The 17,599-nt window shown below is 40.5% G+C and carries 18 protein-coding genes; 15 read left to right on the forward strand and 3 right to left on the reverse strand.

The window, feature by feature from the left end:
• Positions 1-9 precede the first annotated feature (9 nt).
• Positions 10-888, reverse strand: coding sequence for a helix-turn-helix transcriptional regulator (locus tag ACQQ5U_RS05365; protein WP_437395936.1), 879 nt, complete (start codon positions 886-888; stop codon positions 10-12).
• A gap of 210 nt (positions 889-1,098) precedes the next feature.
• Here ACQQ5U_RS05365 and hemA point away from each other — a divergent pair, with 210 nt between their 5' ends.
• The 15 genes from hemA to ACQQ5U_RS05440 all read left to right on the forward strand — a co-directional run bounded on the left by hemA (position 1,099) and on the right by ACQQ5U_RS05440 (position 14,093).
• On the forward strand, positions 1,099-2,355 hold the full coding sequence (hemA, locus tag ACQQ5U_RS05370; protein ID WP_437395937.1) for a glutamyl-tRNA reductase: 1,257 nt from the start codon (positions 1,099-1,101) through the stop codon (positions 2,353-2,355).
• Positions 2,352-3,278 (forward strand): hydroxymethylbilane synthase, encoded by a 927-nt coding sequence (hemC, locus tag ACQQ5U_RS05375; protein WP_437395938.1) that lies wholly within the window; start codon positions 2,352-2,354, stop codon positions 3,276-3,278. The genes hemA and hemC overlap by 4 nt, the downstream gene beginning before the upstream one ends.
• Positions 3,256-3,918: a uroporphyrinogen-III synthase gene (locus ACQQ5U_RS05380; RefSeq protein WP_437395939.1), complete on the forward strand. Its 663-nt coding sequence runs from the start codon at positions 3,256-3,258 to the stop codon at positions 3,916-3,918. Before hemC ends, ACQQ5U_RS05380 begins: the two co-directional genes overlap by 23 nt.
• A complete protein-coding gene (hemE, locus tag ACQQ5U_RS05385; protein ID WP_437395940.1) occupies positions 3,915-4,940 on the forward strand; it encodes a uroporphyrinogen decarboxylase in 1,026 nt (341 codons plus the stop codon). The genes ACQQ5U_RS05380 and hemE overlap by 4 nt, the downstream gene beginning before the upstream one ends.
• The gene (locus ACQQ5U_RS05390) at positions 4,937-5,422 is read left to right on the forward strand and encodes a DUF6973 domain-containing protein (RefSeq protein ID WP_437395941.1); all 486 of its coding nucleotides are present in this window, start codon (positions 4,937-4,939) and stop codon (positions 5,420-5,422) included. The genes hemE and ACQQ5U_RS05390 overlap by 4 nt, the downstream gene beginning before the upstream one ends.
• Positions 5,423-5,431: 9 nt before the next feature.
• Positions 5,432-5,959, forward strand: a complete 528-nt coding sequence (locus tag ACQQ5U_RS05395) for a GNAT family N-acetyltransferase (protein ID WP_437395942.1) — start codon at positions 5,432-5,434, stop codon at positions 5,957-5,959.
• Complete coding sequence (hemF, locus tag ACQQ5U_RS05400; protein WP_437395943.1) at positions 5,949-6,851, forward strand: oxygen-dependent coproporphyrinogen oxidase; 903 nt, start codon at positions 5,949-5,951, stop codon at positions 6,849-6,851. The genes ACQQ5U_RS05395 and hemF overlap by 11 nt, the downstream gene beginning before the upstream one ends.
• 28 nt (positions 6,852-6,879) lie before the next feature.
• The gene (locus tag ACQQ5U_RS05405; RefSeq protein ID WP_437395944.1) at positions 6,880-7,668 is read left to right on the forward strand and encodes a PhzF family phenazine biosynthesis protein; all 789 of its coding nucleotides are present in this window, start codon (positions 6,880-6,882) and stop codon (positions 7,666-7,668) included.
• 68 nt (positions 7,669-7,736) lie between these two features.
• Positions 7,737-8,726, forward strand: coding sequence for a porphobilinogen synthase (gene hemB, locus ACQQ5U_RS05410; protein ID WP_437395945.1), 990 nt, complete (start codon positions 7,737-7,739; stop codon positions 8,724-8,726).
• Between the two features lie 11 nt (positions 8,727-8,737).
• The gene (locus ACQQ5U_RS05415; protein WP_437395946.1) at positions 8,738-10,039 is read left to right on the forward strand and encodes a serine hydrolase domain-containing protein; all 1,302 of its coding nucleotides are present in this window, start codon (positions 8,738-8,740) and stop codon (positions 10,037-10,039) included.
• 89 nt (positions 10,040-10,128) lie between these two features.
• Complete coding sequence (locus ACQQ5U_RS05420) at positions 10,129-10,821, forward strand: Ig-like domain-containing protein (RefSeq protein WP_437395947.1); 693 nt, start codon at positions 10,129-10,131, stop codon at positions 10,819-10,821.
• Positions 10,822-10,841: 20 nt separating this feature from the next.
• On the forward strand, positions 10,842-11,699 hold the full coding sequence (locus tag ACQQ5U_RS05425) for a hypothetical protein (protein ID WP_437395948.1): 858 nt from the start codon (positions 10,842-10,844) through the stop codon (positions 11,697-11,699).
• A 76-nt stretch (positions 11,700-11,775) separates the two neighbouring features.
• Positions 11,776-12,900 (forward strand): CNNM domain-containing protein, encoded by a 1,125-nt coding sequence (locus ACQQ5U_RS05430; RefSeq protein ID WP_437395949.1) that lies wholly within the window; start codon positions 11,776-11,778, stop codon positions 12,898-12,900.
• Positions 12,900-13,370 (forward strand): methylated-DNA--[protein]-cysteine S-methyltransferase, encoded by a 471-nt coding sequence (locus tag ACQQ5U_RS05435; protein ID WP_437395950.1) that lies wholly within the window; start codon positions 12,900-12,902, stop codon positions 13,368-13,370. The genes ACQQ5U_RS05430 and ACQQ5U_RS05435 overlap by 1 nt, the downstream gene beginning before the upstream one ends.
• Positions 13,371-13,379: 9 nt before the next feature.
• Entirely contained in the window at positions 13,380-14,093 is a 714-nt protein-coding gene (locus ACQQ5U_RS05440) for a 3'-5' exonuclease (protein WP_437395951.1), read from the forward strand.
• A gap of 185 nt (positions 14,094-14,278) precedes the next feature.
• Here ACQQ5U_RS05440 and ACQQ5U_RS05445 read toward each other — a convergent pair whose 3' ends face one another.
• Together ACQQ5U_RS05445 and ACQQ5U_RS05450 are read right to left on the reverse strand one after the other, a co-directional pair.
• The gene (locus tag ACQQ5U_RS05445; protein WP_437395952.1) at positions 14,279-16,474 is read right to left on the reverse strand and encodes a S8 family serine peptidase; all 2,196 of its coding nucleotides are present in this window, start codon (positions 16,472-16,474) and stop codon (positions 14,279-14,281) included.
• 117 nt (positions 16,475-16,591) lie between these two features.
• Positions 16,592-17,575 (reverse strand): endonuclease, encoded by a 984-nt coding sequence (locus ACQQ5U_RS05450; protein WP_437395953.1) that lies wholly within the window; start codon positions 17,573-17,575, stop codon positions 16,592-16,594.
• Positions 17,576-17,599 lie beyond the last annotated feature (24 nt).

Genomic DNA, 17,599 nt, shown 5'->3' on the forward strand with positions numbered 1-17,599 from the left:
GTTGTTTGTTTAAACGTTTGAAGTTAAATATTTTTTGGGAGTGGTACCAAACTTCTTTTTAAAGGAAGCTATAAAATGACTTGCAGTACTATAGCCCACTTTTAACCCTACTTCATTTACATTGTGTTTGCCGGTTTCCAACATTTTTCTGGCATATTCCATTTTATAGTCGAACAAAAATCCAAATACGGAATCCCCGTAGATCTGTTTGAAGCCTTCTTTCAACTTTTTAAGACTTAATCCAACTTCCTTGGAAAGTTCGGCCAAAGTGGGCGGCTCGGCCATGCGTGAAATCATGATTTCCTTGGCCATACGAATTCGCCGCACATTATCTTCATCTGCCAAGTAAGGGCATTGTTCCAAATCGGCATCTTCTGTCTTGTTGAAGTAGAGGGAAATCAGTTCGTATACCTTCCCTTTCAAATACAATTTTTTGATGGATGGATGAAGATTGAAATTCATTACCTGACTCAACACCACGGCAGTTGCCGGTGACACCATTTCCTGTGAGTAATATTTTTTTTCCTTGTTATCATCACTTAAAAAAGGTATATAATCAGCTTCATCTGAAAACAGGGAATGAAACTTCCTGATAGTCATTACTACTGATACCAACCAAGAACCTGGCGAAACAACAAGATCTAATGGCAAATCCTTTTGGGTATTGTATAAGAGTAATGAGTTTTCCTCATTAACCTCCAAATAATAGTTCCCCTCGTTAAAATTAAACTTGGATTTTCCTTTTAAACAAAAGTGGAATTGAATGTATGAGCTGTCGATATCACGTTCAATGAGTTTTGGTTCTTTGGCATCATTTTGAATTTTTAGTATGAAAATCCCGTCTTCGACCAAAATTTCATCATAGGAACCGCTAGCGATATTTTTCATGTTATTTTTCAATCGAGTTTTGTCCTTAAGTTAATTTAGAATCACTCTAAATTGTGTTTTGTATTATCAAATATATCAATAATAACAATGCTTTCAACCATTATCATAGAAAATAAAAGATAAAATAGTACTAGCTGTAATTTATAGTTCCGCTAGCGTTATTTTTTGACCTATAACCCTATTACTTTTGTCTTGCGATTTATATCCTTTATGAGGAACTACCATATTTCAAAACATAATTCCTTCTATGCCATTGGTTTGAGTTACAAGAAGGCGGATGCAGAGGTTAGAGGAAAGTTCAGTCTGGATGTTCCTGCCATTGACCATATTTTGGGCAAGGCCAAGGAAATTGGAATTGATGGCCTTTTGGCCATTTCCACCTGTAACCGAACCGAACTTTACGGTTTTGCGCAACATCCGTATCAACTTATCAAGTTACTATGCGACCAAACGAATGGAACGGTCGAAGAATTTCAAGAGGTGGCCTATGTGTACAAAAATCACGATGCCATCTCCCACATGTTCAAGGTAGGAACTGGTTTAGATAGTCAGATTTTAGGGGATTTTGAAATTATCAGCCAAATCAAACAAGGTTTTTATCGCTCCAAAAAGCAAGAAATGGCCAATCCGTTCCTGGAACGTTTGTGCAATTCTGTGATTCAGGCCAGCAAGCGCATCAAAAACGAAACGGAATTATCATCGGGTGCTACATCGGTAGCGTTTGCCTCGGTAAAATATATTTTGGACAATGTCGACGACATTGCCAACAAGAACATCTTATTGTTCGGAACGGGAAAAATTGGAAGAAACACCTGCGAAAACCTAGTAAAGCATTCCAACAATTCCCATATTACCTTGATTAATCGAACTCGGGAAAAGGCGGAAGATATTGCAGGCAAGTTTCAGTTGACCGTAAAGGATTATGGTGATCTGCAAACTGAAATTCGAAAGACCGATATTCTTGTAGTAGCTACGGGAGCACAATTACCTACCGTTTCCAAAGCATTGATCTATCCGAAAAAGCCTTTGTTGGTTTTGGACCTGTCCGTTCCCAAAAATGTGTCGGACGATGTAAAAGAATTGGACAATGTGACTTTGGTGCATTTAGACCAACTCTCACAGATTACGGATGAGACCTTGGTAAAAAGAAAAGGATACGTTCCCAAAGCAGAAGCTATCATTGAAAAGGTGAAAAAGGATTTTCTAAAATGGTTGGAAACCCGAAAGTTCGCCCCAGTGATCAATGCGCTCAAGGATAAACTGAACACCATGAAGGCCGAAGAAATCGATTTTCAAACCAAAAAAATCGAAGGATTTGACCAAATTCAGGCGGAAATCATCTCAGATAGAATCATTCAGAAGATTACCAAACAGTTTGCCAACCACCTAAAAAGCAATGAGGTCGATACTGAAGATAGTCTAGAGCTTATCCAAAAAGTGTTTCAGCTAGAACTACATTCCAAATGAGCAAAATAATCAGAATTGGTACCCGCGACAGCGAACTCGCACTGTGGCAAGCAACCACCGTGCAACAAAAATTGGAAGAGTTAGGCTACGATACCATTTTGGTTCCCACCAAATCCATGGGCGATCAAGTTTTGGACAAACCATTGTATGAACTTGGCGTAACCGGGATTTTTACCAAAACCTTGGATGTTGCCCTGCTAAAAGGCCAAATAGACATTGCGGTACACTCCATGAAAGATGTGCCCACGCAATTACCAAAAGGAATTGTACAAGTGGCTGTTTTGGAGCGCGCTATTACCCACGATATTTTAGTGCACAAAGGTTCTGGGTTTCTGGAATCCGACACACCTGCAACCATCGCCACAGGTAGTTTGCGAAGAAAAGCTCAATGGCTGAACAAATACCCTAACCATAAAGTGGTGGATTTAAGAGGAAATGTGAATACACGACTTATAAAACTGATTGAAAACGATTGGCAAGGGGCCATTTTTGCTCAGGCAGGGTTGGAGCGTATTAAGCTTTTGCCAAAAGATGCAGTTCAATTGGACTGGATGATTCCAGCACCAGCCCAAGGAGCTATGTTGGTAGTGGCCAAAGAAGAGGATGATTTTACCAAAGAAGCATTGGCAAAATTGAATCATTCCGAAACCGAGGTAGCAACTACCATTGAACGAGACTTTTTACGTACGTTGGAAGGTGGTTGTACCGCTCCAATAGGCGCTTTGACTCAAATAAAAGGCCAAACAGTTTATTTTGAAGGCGTTGTTTTCTCTTTGGATGGGAAACAGAAAATTGACATCAAAAAAGAAGTAAAATTGTCTGATGCCAAAGATCTTGGTAAAACTTCTGCCGAAGAAGTCTTGCAAAAAGGAGGCGATAAATTGATGCAGGAAATCAGAAATGAAAACAGTACTGTCCACTAAAATGTTGAGCTTGTCCCAAAAGGAGCTTTTTCTAAATTCCGGTTTGGGATTGGTGGAGTACGATGCCCTAAAAATAGAATTCCTGAATGTAAAAATTCCTTTGGACTTCACTAACTACATTTTTACCAGTAAGAATACTGTAAAGGCTTTTTTGAATCAAACTAAACACTTGGATAAATCTAAATTTAATCCCTTTTGTGTTGGTGAAAAGACGAAAGCTCTTTTGGAGGAAAATGGAGTAAATGTGGTTGAAATGACTCAAAATGCATCAGAATTGGCTGAAATTCTTGTGAAAAACCATCAAAATGAGTTTTTTTTATTTCTATGCGGCAACAAAAGAAGGGATGAACTCCCCGATATGCTAACAAAAAATAACGTTCAGTATAAAGAGTTAGAGGTATATCGTACGAATCTAAATCCAAAGAGGTTTCAAAGGGATTTTGACGGTATTCTTTTTTTTAGCCCAAGTGGCATCCGAAGTTATCTTTTGGAAAACACCATAGAAAATAGCACCTTGTTCTGTATCGGTGAGACCACAGCTGCTGAAGCTCAAAAACATTCAAAAAATATAATTATAGCTAACAAACCAACAGTGGAAAATGTGTTGGTTCAGGCCATAAATCATTTCAGATACTTATGATAAAAAACGATTTGTTCCTAAAAGCTTTAAAAGGTGAAACTGTTGAACGTCCACCCGTGTGGATGATGCGACAAGCGGGGCGCTATTTGCCCGAGTTTATGGAACTCCGTAAAAAATACGATTTCTTTACCCGATGCCAGACTCCAGAATTGGCCTCCGAAATTACCGTGCAGCCCATTCGCCGATACGGAATGGATGCCGCCATTTTGTTCAGTGATATTTTGGTAATTCCACAAGCAATGGACATCGAGGTGCAGATGAAACCCAATTTTGGACCTTATTTACCCAACCCTATCCGCTCGCAAGCCGATTTGGATAAAGTAATCGTTCCCGATATTCAGGACACTTTGGGATATGTGATGGATGCCATAAACATGACCAAGGAAAAATTGGATGATGAAGTTCCATTGATTGGATTTGCAGGTTCTCCGTGGACACTTCTTTGTTACTGCGTGGAAGGCCAAGGCAGCAAAAGTTTTGACAAGGCCAGAGGGTTTTGCTTCACGCAGCCCGAGGCTGCGCACGAATTACTTCAAAAAATAACGGATACCACTATTGCCTACTTAAAGGCCAAGGTTAAAGCTGGCGTAAATGCCGTTCAAGTATTTGATTCGTGGGGAGGCATGTTATCTCCTCAAGATTATCAAGAATTTTCCTGGAAATACATTCAGCAAATCGTGGATGCATTAAAAGATGAGGCCCCTGTAATCGTTTTTGGAAAAGGATGCTGGTTCGCTTTAAAGGAAATGGCAAACTCAGGAGCTTCGGCCGTTGGGGTCGATTGGACCTGTTCTCCCCAAAATGCAAGATACTTAACGGGAGGAAATGTGACCCTTCAAGGTAATTTTGATCCAGCCCGATTACTTTCGCCGCCCGATAAAATTAAGGAAATGGTCACACAAATGATTCGTGATTTTGGCAAGGACAAGTATATCGTAAACCTAGGTCACGGTATTTTGCCAAACATTCCAGTGGAAAACGCAAAAGCATTCATTGATGCGGTAAAAGAGTACCAAGAGTGAACCTTTTTGCAGTACTAAAACGAGTTGATTTTAAAAATATACTGAAAGTTATTTTTATAGGTTTGAGCCGTCCTCACTTTATATTGCCAACTATTAAAGCTACCAAGGATTGCATAGCCATCTCGACCAAAAACTACGGTAAGCTCCACCATAAAAATGGGCCTGCCAATGCGTTTAGACATGCTTTTTGGAATTATTTGATTGCCAAACAATGCTATAAATGGCAGCAAAATGAGAAAACCGTTTTGGCGTGGGCAAAAAAAGTAACCGATTGGCATGAGGATTCATTCCCCAATAAAAAATTGCCAAAACGAATGGATTTGCATAATAACGAAGTGGGGCGCTTCATTTTTGAGCAAAACATGGAAAACACCGAAAAGGAAATTATTGAATTATTAAAGCAAATGGCTTTGGAGTCAATTAAAATTGATGAAAGTTCAGTCCTTTCCGAATATAAAAATCGAATGGTTCATATCCTTTAAATCCAAAAAATGTCCAAGGCGTTCGAAATAAATTATTTGAATGAAAGCGATGCAGAAAGCTTATGTTTTCTAATGACTTCGAATGCTGCTATTTTTAAACGCTTTTTCACTAAAACGCTATCCCTAAACCAATCCATTGAAAGTTCTCGACTATATATTTCCAAAAAAAAGAAGGAAATAGATCAGAAAGTGGAGTTTACCTTTGCGATAAGAGACGAAAGCAATGAGGTTGTTGGGCTTGTAATCCTAAAGGATATCCATTGGGGTTCAGGAGAAGGAGAGTTGGCCTATTGCATAGATAAACATCAACAAGGAAAAGGAATTGTTTCACAAAGTGTAAAATATGTCTCTGACATTGCTTTTAAAAAGCTAGGACTTAAAACATTAAAGATATTTGCACATAAAAGCAACTTGCCAAGTATCAGAGTTGCTGAAAAAACAGGTTTTCTTTGGGTAAAAACAATGTCCAAATCATATCAACCTCCAAATGAGGCTCCCTTGGATATGGAACTTTACGAATTACATTATGAAAAATAAGTTTTACGATTACATTCAACATCTGCAGGACAGTATTACTTCAAAATTGGAAGAACTGGACGGAACCGCTAAGTTTCAGCAAGACCTTTGGGAACGCGAAGAAGGTGGTGGTGGTAGAACCCGTGTTATCGAGAACGGAACTGTTTTTGAAAAAGGCGGGGTAAATATTTCTAAAGTACATGGCCCATTGCCAAAAAGCATGCAAAACTATTTCGGAGTCGACGATGTAGATTTTTTTGCCTGCGGACTTAGTTTAGTGATTCATCCGAAAAGTCCGATGGTTCCCACCGTACACGCCAACTGGCGTTATTTTGAGATGTACGACAAGGAGGGCAACATCGTAGATCAATGGTTTGGTGGCGGACAGGACCTTACCCCGTATTATTTGTTCGATGAAGATGCTACTCATTTTCACGCGATTTGCAAAAGAGCCTGCGATGCCCACAATCCTGAATTTTATCCAGCTTATAAAAAGAAATGCGACGATTATTTCCGGAATTCCCATCGAAATGAAGCTCGTGGGGTAGGTGGATTGTTCTTCGATTATTGCAAAGCAACCGAAAAAACAAGCATGGAGGACTGGTACAATTTTGTGACCGAGGTCGGGGATAGTTTTTTGGAGGCTTACGCTCCCATAGTTGAAAAAAGGAAAGACTTACCCTACTCGCAGGAACATCGCGATTGGCAGGAAATTAGACGGGGACGTTATGTGGAGTTCAATTTGGTACACGACAAAGGCACCCTTTTTGGCCTAAAAACGAATGGACGTATTGAAAGTATATTGATGAGCTTACCGCCTCACGTTCAATGGCGATACGACCATCATCCCGAAAAAGGAAGTGAAGAAGAGAAGTTGATAGAAGTACTGCAAAGCCCAAAAGATTGGGTTTAATCCGTAGTTTTGACTTGAAACCAAGCCTATGAGACAGAAGATTTACCAAATAGATGCATTTTCCAATCAGACTTTTGGTGGAAACCCCGCTGCGGTCTGCATTTTAGATTCGTGGTTGAGTCCAGAATTGATGCAAAAAATAGCTGAAGAGAACAACTTGGCAGAAACTGCATTTGCCGTCAAAAGGGATGAGCTTTACGAAATTCGATGGTTTACCCCAGAAATAGAAGTGGATCTTTGTGGGCACGCGACCTTGGCAACAGCCTTTGTACTCTTTCATTTTTATGAGCTGGAAAAAGATACCATTCAGTTTTATTCCAGTCGAAGTGGTGAACTTACGGTGAACAAGGCGGACAATGGTTGGTTGACCATGGATTTTCCGTCGGACACCCTTATTGCCATCAAAAATATTGATGAAATTGACAATGCTTTGGGAAAAGCGCCCATAAAAACATATAAGGGAAAAACCGATTATATGTTGATTTATAAATCCCAAAAAGAAATCGAGGAACTTGATCCCAACTTTTTCCTTTTGGATCAAGTGGATGCAAGAGGAGTAATAGTAACTGCCCCAGGGAACGAAGTTGATTTTGTTTCACGTTTTTTTGCTCCCTCCTGTGGCATTCCCGAAGACCCTGTGACCGGTTCGGCCCATACATCGTTGACCCCATATTGGACTAAAGTATTCGACAAAACTAAAATGACGGCCAAACAGCTTTCCAAACGAGGAGGTGACTTGGTCTGCGAATATTTGGGCGAGCGCGTTAAAATTTCAGGCAAGGCCGTGCTTTATTTAACAGGGGAAATTGATATATAAATAAAAACATCGCTAAAAACTTAAACAAAACAGCTTGAAGCTTATGGCTTACAGCTTAAAACTAAATTATGTATCCACTTATACGAAACAGAAGACTTCGCGCATCCGAATCCGTTAGAAGATTGGTTCGGGAAACCACATTGACCCCGGACGATTTTTTGGTGCCCCTATTTGTGACTGAAGGAAAAGGCATTAAAAAGGAAATCCCTTCCATGCCCAACTATTATAATCTTAGTTTGGACCATCTGGAAAAAGAAGTGAAGGAATTATGGAAAATGGGTCTTTGCTCCGTTTTGCTTTTTGCCAAAGTGGAAGATCACCTAAAGGACAACAAAGGTACAGAAGCGTTAAATCCAAACGGTTTGATGCAACGTGCCATAAAAACGATTAAAAATGCCTGCCCACAGATGTTGGTCATGACCGATGTGGCAATGGACCCCTTCTCCTCTTATGGCCACGATGGTATTGTGGCCGAAGGACAAATCCTGAATGATGAATCTGCAGAAATTTTAGCAGAAATGAGTGTATCACATGCCAAGGCCGGGGCGGATTTTGTAGCACCAAGCGATATGATGGACGGTAGAATATTGACCATCCGTGAGGCGTTGGAAGACGAAGGCTATACCAATACGGGCATTATGGCCTATTCCGCCAAATATGCCAGTGCCTTTTATGGCCCGTTCCGGGATGCCCTAGATTCCGCTCCCGTGGATATCGCCGATGTGCCCAAGGACAAAAAGACCTATCAAATGGATTATGCCAATCGGCATGAAGCAATCAAGGAAACCCAAATGGACATTGAGGAAGGGGCAGATATCGTCATGGTAAAACCTGGATTGTGCTATTTGGACATTGTTCGGGGAATCAAAAATGAGGTAGAGGTACCTGTTGCCGTATACCAAGTTTCTGGAGAATATGCCATGGTAAAAGCCGCTGCCGAAAAAGGCTGGTTGGACCACGATGCTGTAATGTTGGAACAGCTGACAGCCATAAAAAGAGCCGGTGCGGATATTATTGCCAGTTATTTTGCAAAGGATTTTATCCGAACTTTGGGCTAAACCTCGACCAAATGAAAAAACTGGCGGTTTCGTTCCTTTTCATCACTTTAGTGATGCCCTTTGCATTTGCCCAACGCGAACTTATCCACGCTTTACCTTCCAAATTAGGGTTCGATAAAGCTTTCATCAATCAAAAGGTGGATTCCATTATGAAAATGGGCATCGATAGCCTGGCTTTTCCGGGAGCGCAACTATTGGTCGCCAAGAACGATACTGTTATTTTTCACAAAGCATACGGTTTCCATACCTACGATAGCATTCAGCCCGTGGCTTTAAACGATTTGTACGACCTAGCTTCGGTTACCAAAATTTCGGGTCCCTTGCCCGCTTTGATGAAATTAGTGGACGAAAAAAAGCTCGATTTGAACAAACCCTTTAGCACGTATTGGAAACCCTGGCAGCACCGAAAAGACAAAAAACACCTCACGCTTCGTGAGATTTTGGCGCATCAGTCAGGTTTGGTTCCCTACATTGTCTTTCTACAGAAGGTGCTTCGGAAAAATGGCCAAATAAAAAAAAGGTTTGTACACCGTTCATCCGGTAAAAAATTTCAAGGGCAAGTGTACGATGGGCGCTACGTCAACAATCGGTTCGAGCGAAAAATGAATCGTATCATCAATCGGTCCAAAGTTTCGGATGAAAAGAAATACAAATATTCCGGGCTTACTTTTCTTGTTTTTCCAAGTTTGATAGAGCAAATCACAGGAATGGACTATCAAACTTATTTGGATGAAAATTTCTATCAACCTTTGGGGTGTCATACCTTGGGATATCTGCCCAAAGAAAATAACTACGTGAACGCAATTGTTCCTACCGAAGTGGATTCGCTTTTCCGAAAATCTTTGGTAAAAGGTTGGGTGCACGACGAAAATGCATCGCTCAAAGGTGGTGTTTCGGGTAATGCAGGTTTGTTTGGCACAGCAGATGATTTGGCCAAATTGATGCTCTTTTATCAAAATTATGGTGAAGTGGATGGCAAGCAGTTCATTTCAACGAAAACCGTAAAAGAGTTTACAGAAGTGCAGTATCCCGAAAACGAAAATCGAAGAGGATTGGGCTTTGACAAACCTTTGCTTGATAACGCCGAACTTTCTTTGGAAGAAGCTTACCCCTCACCTTTGACGAGCCCCAAAAGCTTTGGGCATTCTGGTTTTACGGGAACGTTTGTATGGGCAGACCCAGAAAATAAATTGACATTCATTTTTCTTTCCAATCGGGTGTATCCGTCCAGAGAACACCGAAACTTGTACGAACTTAACATACGAACCACGCTTCAGGATGTTTTTTATAGCGCACAATTGGTAAATCAATAACAATTTTATCTTTTTTAAAGAAGTTTTGTAAGCTTTCAATCAGAGGGATAACTAATAGGAAGATAATTCCTTCAAAAAAAAAGCAAAAAATGCCTTCTATTCCTGTGAAAACCCATTTAGTTTGGGTTGTGATGCTTTTTCTCTGCCTTGGCTGCATTGGAGAGGATTATATTGACGATTTTGTAGAGCCTACCATCCGAATCAATAATCCCATAACAGGGCTACAGATTTCAGCTATGCATTCCTACATGGCCACATATCTGAATAATATTGGTCAACCCGAGGACGCCAACATCATGTGGTCAAGTTCCAACGAATCCATTGTTACCATTAACGAACAAGGTTTGGCTACAGCAGTTGCCGAAGGCGAGGTCACTATTCGCGTTTCCGTCACGGTAGATGGCAATAGCATTACCGATGAGGATACAATCACTATCTCCTCCAATGAGATGGAAAACAATGAAGAATCCAATAAAAGCGGGACCATTACTTCCACCAGTGGGTATGCTTTGGAAGGAAGTTTTACCTTGGAAGCAAGTGGAAATAACCTCATCCTGTCCATAGACGATGATTATTCAGCAACATCCAGCTTGCCGGGACTTTATCTATATCTCACCAACAATCCCAACTCGATCAATGGAGCTTTGGAGGTTGGCCCTGTCACGGTTTTTCAAGGTGCCCATTCCTATATTATTAAAAATGCAGGAATCAACGACTACCAATATCTTTTGTACTGGTGCAAACCCTTTAGTGTGAAAGTCGGCGTGGGTCAAATCAATTAAACACAACACCAAATCAAATCATGAAAAAACAGCAGCTACTTCTTATTGGGTTCTTTGCGCTATCTCATTTATTCTACGGACAATGGACACGCGAAAAGGGTAATGGCTATTACAAACTGTCTGCTTGGTATCTGGAGGCGGATGAACATTATACCGATACCGGTGCCATTGAGCCCAATGCCACCCGTGGCCAATTCAATATAAATCTTTATGCTGAATATGGCTTGACCAATAAGTGGAACGTGGTGGGTTATATTCCTTTTTTCGCGCGCACCTATCAAAACGATATCTTTTCCCGGACTACCAATGAGCTCATTACCGAAGGTGAATCCGTAAATTCGATTGGAGATATTGATTTGGGTGTTACCTATGGATTGGTCCAAAAAGAAAAATTGGCCATATCAGCGACCCTGTTGTTCGGTCTTCCAACTGGAAATGATTCCGGAGGGAGCGATGGCAGTTACCAAAACGGAGATGGGGAGTTTAACCAAATGCTACGCGTTGCTATGGGCACGCCCTTTGCCATTGCCAAATTACCGGCTTATGGCAAAGCTTATGCTGGTTATAACAATCGCACCCAGAATTTTTCGGATGAACTCAGATTTGGTGCCGAAATGGGGATGCAATTTTTTAATAGCTTCTGGGTAGCAGGTAAGTTGGATATAATCCAATCTCTCCAAAATGGTAGCCTGAGTGCCCAAAACAACCAAGGAAGTATCTTTGCCAACAATGTCGAGTTTGTTGGCCTCGGTGCTGAAGTCTCCTATTACATCACCCAAAAATTAGGGGTGTCGGCCAATTATGGGGGCGCTTTGGATGGACGCATCATTTACGCCGATCCATCCTTCTCAATTGGGGTTTTCTTAGACATAAAATGATTCATTGATAAAATGAAGGGCGCCAAACCTCTAGCTCAATAGAATTTTAGCTACTTTTGAATCTATACTTTGATTCATGGGACTACTATTATTTTACGCCCTTATTTCCATCTTCTTTTCGTTCCTCTGCTCCATTTTGGAAGCAGTGTTGTTGAGCATAACACCTACTTTCATTAATGTAAAAAAGCAAGAGGGAAAAGAGTATGCGGCCACATTGGAAATCCTTAAAAAGGACGTGGACAAACCACTCATTGCCATCCTCACCCTAAACACCATAGCACATACGGTAGGGGCCATTCTGGTCGGTGTACAAGCCAAAGTCGCCTATGCAGAAATGTACGGAAGTACGGAGCGTACCATTTTTGGGTTCTCACTTACCGAAGATCTTATGGTCGGGATCGTATCGACCCTTATGACGATATTGATTTTGGTAGCCTCAGAGATCATCCCGAAAACAATTGGAGCCACTTTTTGGAAACAACTGGCCAACTTTACGTCAAAAGCATTGAAAGCAATGGTTTTCGTCTTAAAATGGACAGGGCTATTGTGGTTGTTGCAACTCTTTACCAAGCTGGTCGGTGCCAAAGGAGAGCATGGAGGTAGTGTATTGAGCCGCGAAGATTTTAGTGCCATGACGGAAATAGCACACGAAGAAGGGGTATTCAAGGAATCGGAATCCAAAATGATCAAAAACCTACTTTATTTTGATGAAATACTGGCACGAGATGTAATGACACCGCGAACCGTGATGAAGGTGGCATCTGAGGACACTCCGATAAAAGAGTTTTTTGAAAAAAATAGACCCTTGCGCTTTTCAAGAATTCCATTGTACAAAGACCGCATGGATAACATTACAGGTTTCTTTTTAAAAGATGAATTGTTGGAAGCTATCATCAATAACAAAGGAAATGAAACTTTGGCTACCTTAAGAAGAGAATTACTGGTCACCAACCGAAGCAAGTCCATTAACCAACTTTTTAAAAAATTTGTGCAAAAGAGAGAGCATATTTCATTGGTGGTGGATGAGTATGGTTCGGTAAGTGGATTGGTCACTATGGAAGATGTGATCGAAACCTTGCTCGGATTCGAGATTATGGATGAAAGCGACAACGTAGAAGACCTTCAAAAGCTTGCCAGAAAGAATTGGCACGCCAGAGCCAAGCGTTTAGGAATTATTGAAGATGAAGATGAAATAGAGTAATGGAAATTGCTTATATACAGACTCCTATTGGAACAGCAGAGTTAAAAGGCGATAAAAATGGTCTTGCTTCCGTCACTGTTTTGGATGATAAAAAACCAATAGGTACATTTCCTGAAGTTTTAAAGGATGCTGTTGAGCAATTTCAAGAATATTTTAACGGAAACCGAACGGTATTTGACCTTAAACTGAATCCATCGGGGACTGATTTTCAGAAGAGGGTTTGGGATGCCCTTTTAAAAATTCCTTTTGGAAAAACCATTTCTTATTTGGAACTTTCCAAACAACTCGGTGACGCAAAGGCCATTCGTGCAGTAGCCTCGGCCAATGGCAAAAATCCACTTTGGATTGTGGTTCCTTGTCATCGTGTGATAGGAACCAACGGAAACCTCACAGGCTATGCAGGAGGACTGTATAGAAAAAAATGGTTATTGGAACACGAGAGCCCTGCAAAGCAGACCACTCTCTTTTAATTTTTTACCATGCTTTATAAACTTAACCTGGAACATATCCTCTTTTTGGATATAGAGACCGTACCCCAACAACAACATTTTAGCGACTTGGATGAAACCGTCCAGCTATTATGGGAGCAAAAAACGCAATACCAACGCAAAGATGAGTTTACTGCCGAGGAATTCTATGAACGTGCCGGGATTTGGGCCGAATTTGGTAAAATCGTCTGTATTTCGGTTGGATATTTTGCCCACAAAGGAGAGAATCGAAATTTTAGGGTCACTTCTTTTTATGGTGACGAAATCAAACTTTTAAAAGAATTTAAACTGCTGCTCAAAGAGCATTTTAGCCAAGTTAAACACCTTTTGTGTGCGCATAATGGCAAGGAGTTCGATTTTCCCTATATCGCTCGTAGAATGGTTATAAACGGCATCAACTTGCCCTACAAACTGGATTTGTTTGGAAAAAAACCGTGGGAGGTGCCTCATTTGGACACCATGGAGCTTTGGAAGTTTGGTGACTACAAGCATTACACTTCCTTAAAACTGTTGGCCTACGTACTCGGTATTCCCTCTCCCAAAGAAGATATGGATGGTAGTATGGTGAAAGATGTATTCTATAAAGAAAATGACTTGGACAGAATTGTAACCTATTGCGAATTGGATGTGGTGACCACCGCTCAGGTCTTCTTACGATTACGAAATGAAGAGCTCTTGAACGATGATGAGATTAAAAAAGTTTGATGTTTTATTGGATAAAGGGTACCAGGTCAAATGCAAAAGAAAAGGACGAAAAAATTCTCGACTGCGTTTGAACTGACATTCATATTCAATTAAGCATTAAAACATTTCAATGATCAATGCCATTCTGAACGTAGTGAAGAATCTATTGTGAATTGATTATTGGACACTGTAAATTGAGCCTGCGACTAGTTTTTATAAAACTTAGTACTCTTGATTCCTGAGTAATCCTGAACTACCAAAACATATAAACCAGAAGATAGCGAAGACACGTTAATGGAACCTTCGGTCTTACCTTTTTTAATAACATTCCCAGAAGTAGTCACAATGGAGAATTCTGCATCCTTGGACAATTCAGCGTTCACGTTCAAATAGTCTACGGCGGGGTTCGGAAACACAGAGACATTCAGTTCTTGTGGGATAAATAAAGGTGTATTTTTTATTAAGGTTGTTTCTTCACCTTGGAATTCAAACTCGATGGTTTCAGAAAACTCCGACACCACATTTTCAGTACAAATGGAACGCACACGGGTTTCGTACACTTTCCCTTCTTCCAAAGCCGTAAGCTCAAAACTGTTTTCCCAAATCAGTTCACTTTCCCATACGTCCGAATCGATACTCTTATACTGCACTTCAAACAAGGTTTCCTCAGCTTCGCTCCAAGAAATGGTAGTGCTTGTGCTTGTGGATTTTCCTAAATCAACATCTGAAGGGGTCTCAATGGAACAATTAGAAACTTGTGCGCCCGAAACAATCAAGGAAAAATCCTGTTGTCCATTTTTTAAACCTCCTTTGTGAGAAATGGTAATCGTATAGGTACCACTCCCATTTTCTACCTCAACACGTTCAAAGGGATCAACTTTGTTGTCACCTTTGGCAGCATTATCGTTCGCTTTGGCCGGGTTTAATTTCCAAGGAAAATAGGTTTCGCCATCTTTGGTGATTCTAATGTCCAAATCGTTTACCAAAGCCGCAGTTGTACTATTAAGTTCTCCTCTGTTCACAGTTTCTGCCTCTGGGTCTGTCCAAGAAATGGAAGCAATTAAGTCTTCACCATCAGTTGCTGTTACAGTTAATGTAAATGTCTCGCCATCTAACAGGGTTTCTTCATTTACCAATGAAGTGTATTCTCTATTTTGAAGCACTTCGGCCGCAGATTTGGCATTCATTATACCCCAACCCATTTTATAGTCGGGTCCTTTGGCGTCCACATCATCGGCAGTGTGAAGTGCAAGTCCTTTTAGGGTTGCTGCTTTCATATAAGAACCAAAAAGTTCTTCGTGATACTGCTGCAATAACAAAAGGGACCCTGTTACCCCTGGTGCAGCCATTGAAGTTCCAGAAGAAACCTGATAACTGCTATTGGTAGCAGAGCTCGTGGAAAGTATATTTCCTCCATCGCCCGCCAAATCCGGTTTTACACGGCCATCATCCACAGGTCCAAAGCTGCTATATCCGGCAACTGAAGCTTTTTTCAATTCTCCGTTACTATCAATTTCCGTGTTGGCACCTGCAATGGTGAGTCCATTTTTAGTTGTGGTAAAGCCTAACAAAAGGTCAAAACCATCAGCTGTTTTACCATAATTTGGAGCTTCGTTATCGTAGGAGTTTTGCGCATTGCCCGCAGCGGTCACCATCAAATAATAAGGAGCATTATACATTATCCTATCCCAATCTTGAGCAACTTTAATGTAAGCGCCAAAATACCAATCAGGTACTCTGTCCGACAAAATTCCATAGGAATGATTACTCAACAAAAGTCCATTCGCCGCTGCTTCCGCTACTTCAATTTTGTCTCTGCTCCAATCGTGGGTCAACGCCTTTGCACCGTAGGCAACACCTTTGGCATTGGGTTCCATACCAGCAGAGATAAGATTTCCTGTTACCAAAGTGGCATGCAGGCTAATCTCATCGGCATCATCGGCATTCTTTGCACGAGTATCAAACTCTTGGTGCGAAGTCAATGCTACCCCTGAATCCCAAACACCTACTTCCATATTGGCTCCAGTCAAACCTAAATTCAAAAGCCCTTTATCGTAAAGTGTATGCGCTCTAGAGGTTTGGGTAGCTGGATCGTTGAGTGTAGTATAATATAATGGAGTGCCATCGGTACCGATATCTTTAAGTGCTATTTGGATACCGTTATTTTTTTTATCTGAAGCTTTAAGGCCTTTGGACTTTACTAAATCACCTATTTTTTTAAGTTTCGTTTGGTGCTCTATTTCCAATTCGGAAATAAAAGAGGAAATTTCCCCTTGGTCGTAGGAAAAACGAATTTGCTCTTTGGCATTGTTTGATTGGGCAAGTAGGGAAAACCCGCTTAAAAGCGAGAATAAAATGGAGAAGATCACTCCCTTGGCCCCTAAAGGAAATCTGTAGTCCATAATTAAGTTTAGGTAAGACTTGGACTACGAATATATTATGAGATGTTCTATTCATCGATAAAGTTCCTACTTTATTCGACGAAATACATAGTGAATTACTTCTTTATGTTGTGAAAATTAACTTTTATGTGGTGTATCTCTTTTCTTACAATTAATTTTATTTTCATTCAAAACGATATAAACCGGAAAATGATCACTATATCCACCTAAATATTTCTTTCCAGCAAAGGTTCGGAACGGGTTTCCCTTGTATCTACCATTCCATTCTTTTAAAAATCGAGGTGAAAATATCTTCGCCTTTATAAAACTGTGGGTATCTATCTCATAATTTAAAAAACTATGGGTTAACAATATTTGATCGAACAAACTCCATTTACCCTTATAGTTGGCACTTCCCTCAAAAGGGGAAAGCAGTTTCTTCATGGGGTTGATGAACATTCCAGTACGCATTAGGGTTTGTAAACTTTCTGAATTCGGATCATCGTTAAAATCACCCATAGTAATAATGTTCGGATGGTCATCTTGTATGCCTTCAATTTTTTGCAGAATGGTTTCCGCTGCCTTGATACGCTTATAACTAGTTTCTTTAGCTCCTTCCCTTCGGGATGGCCAATGGTTTACAAAAACATGTATCTCTTCTTGATGCAATTTACCTTGTACGTACAAAATGTCCCGGGTAAAGTCTCGATCACCATTGGTATTTTGTACTATCAAAGGAATAGTCTCAGTATCCAGCACCTCAAAGTGCTTTTTATCATAAATAAGTGCCGTATCGATGCCCCGTTCATCAGGTGAATCAAAGTGAATGACGTCATAATCAATATCCCTAAGTCTTTTGGATTGCAACATGGTTTGGATAACCCCTTTATTTTCCACTTCTGCCATACCGAGCAAAACCGGAGGATAATCACTTTCATCCAATCCAATTTTGGAAATAGCCTTGGAAATCTTCTTTACCTTCTTCCTAAATTTTGACTTGTTCCATCGCCTAAACCCTTTTGGAGTAAAATCATCATCGAGCAAATAGGGGTCGTCCTTAGTGTCAAAAAAATTCTCGAGATTATAAAATGCAATAGTATACCTGTTCTTCTGTTTCTGCAATTCTTCTCTTTCTTATATGGTTTA

Origin of the sequence: Flagellimonas lutimaris (genome assembly GCF_051494225.1) — a bacterium.
GTDB lineage: Bacteria > Bacteroidota > Bacteroidia > Flavobacteriales > Flavobacteriaceae > Flagellimonas > Flagellimonas lutimaris_A.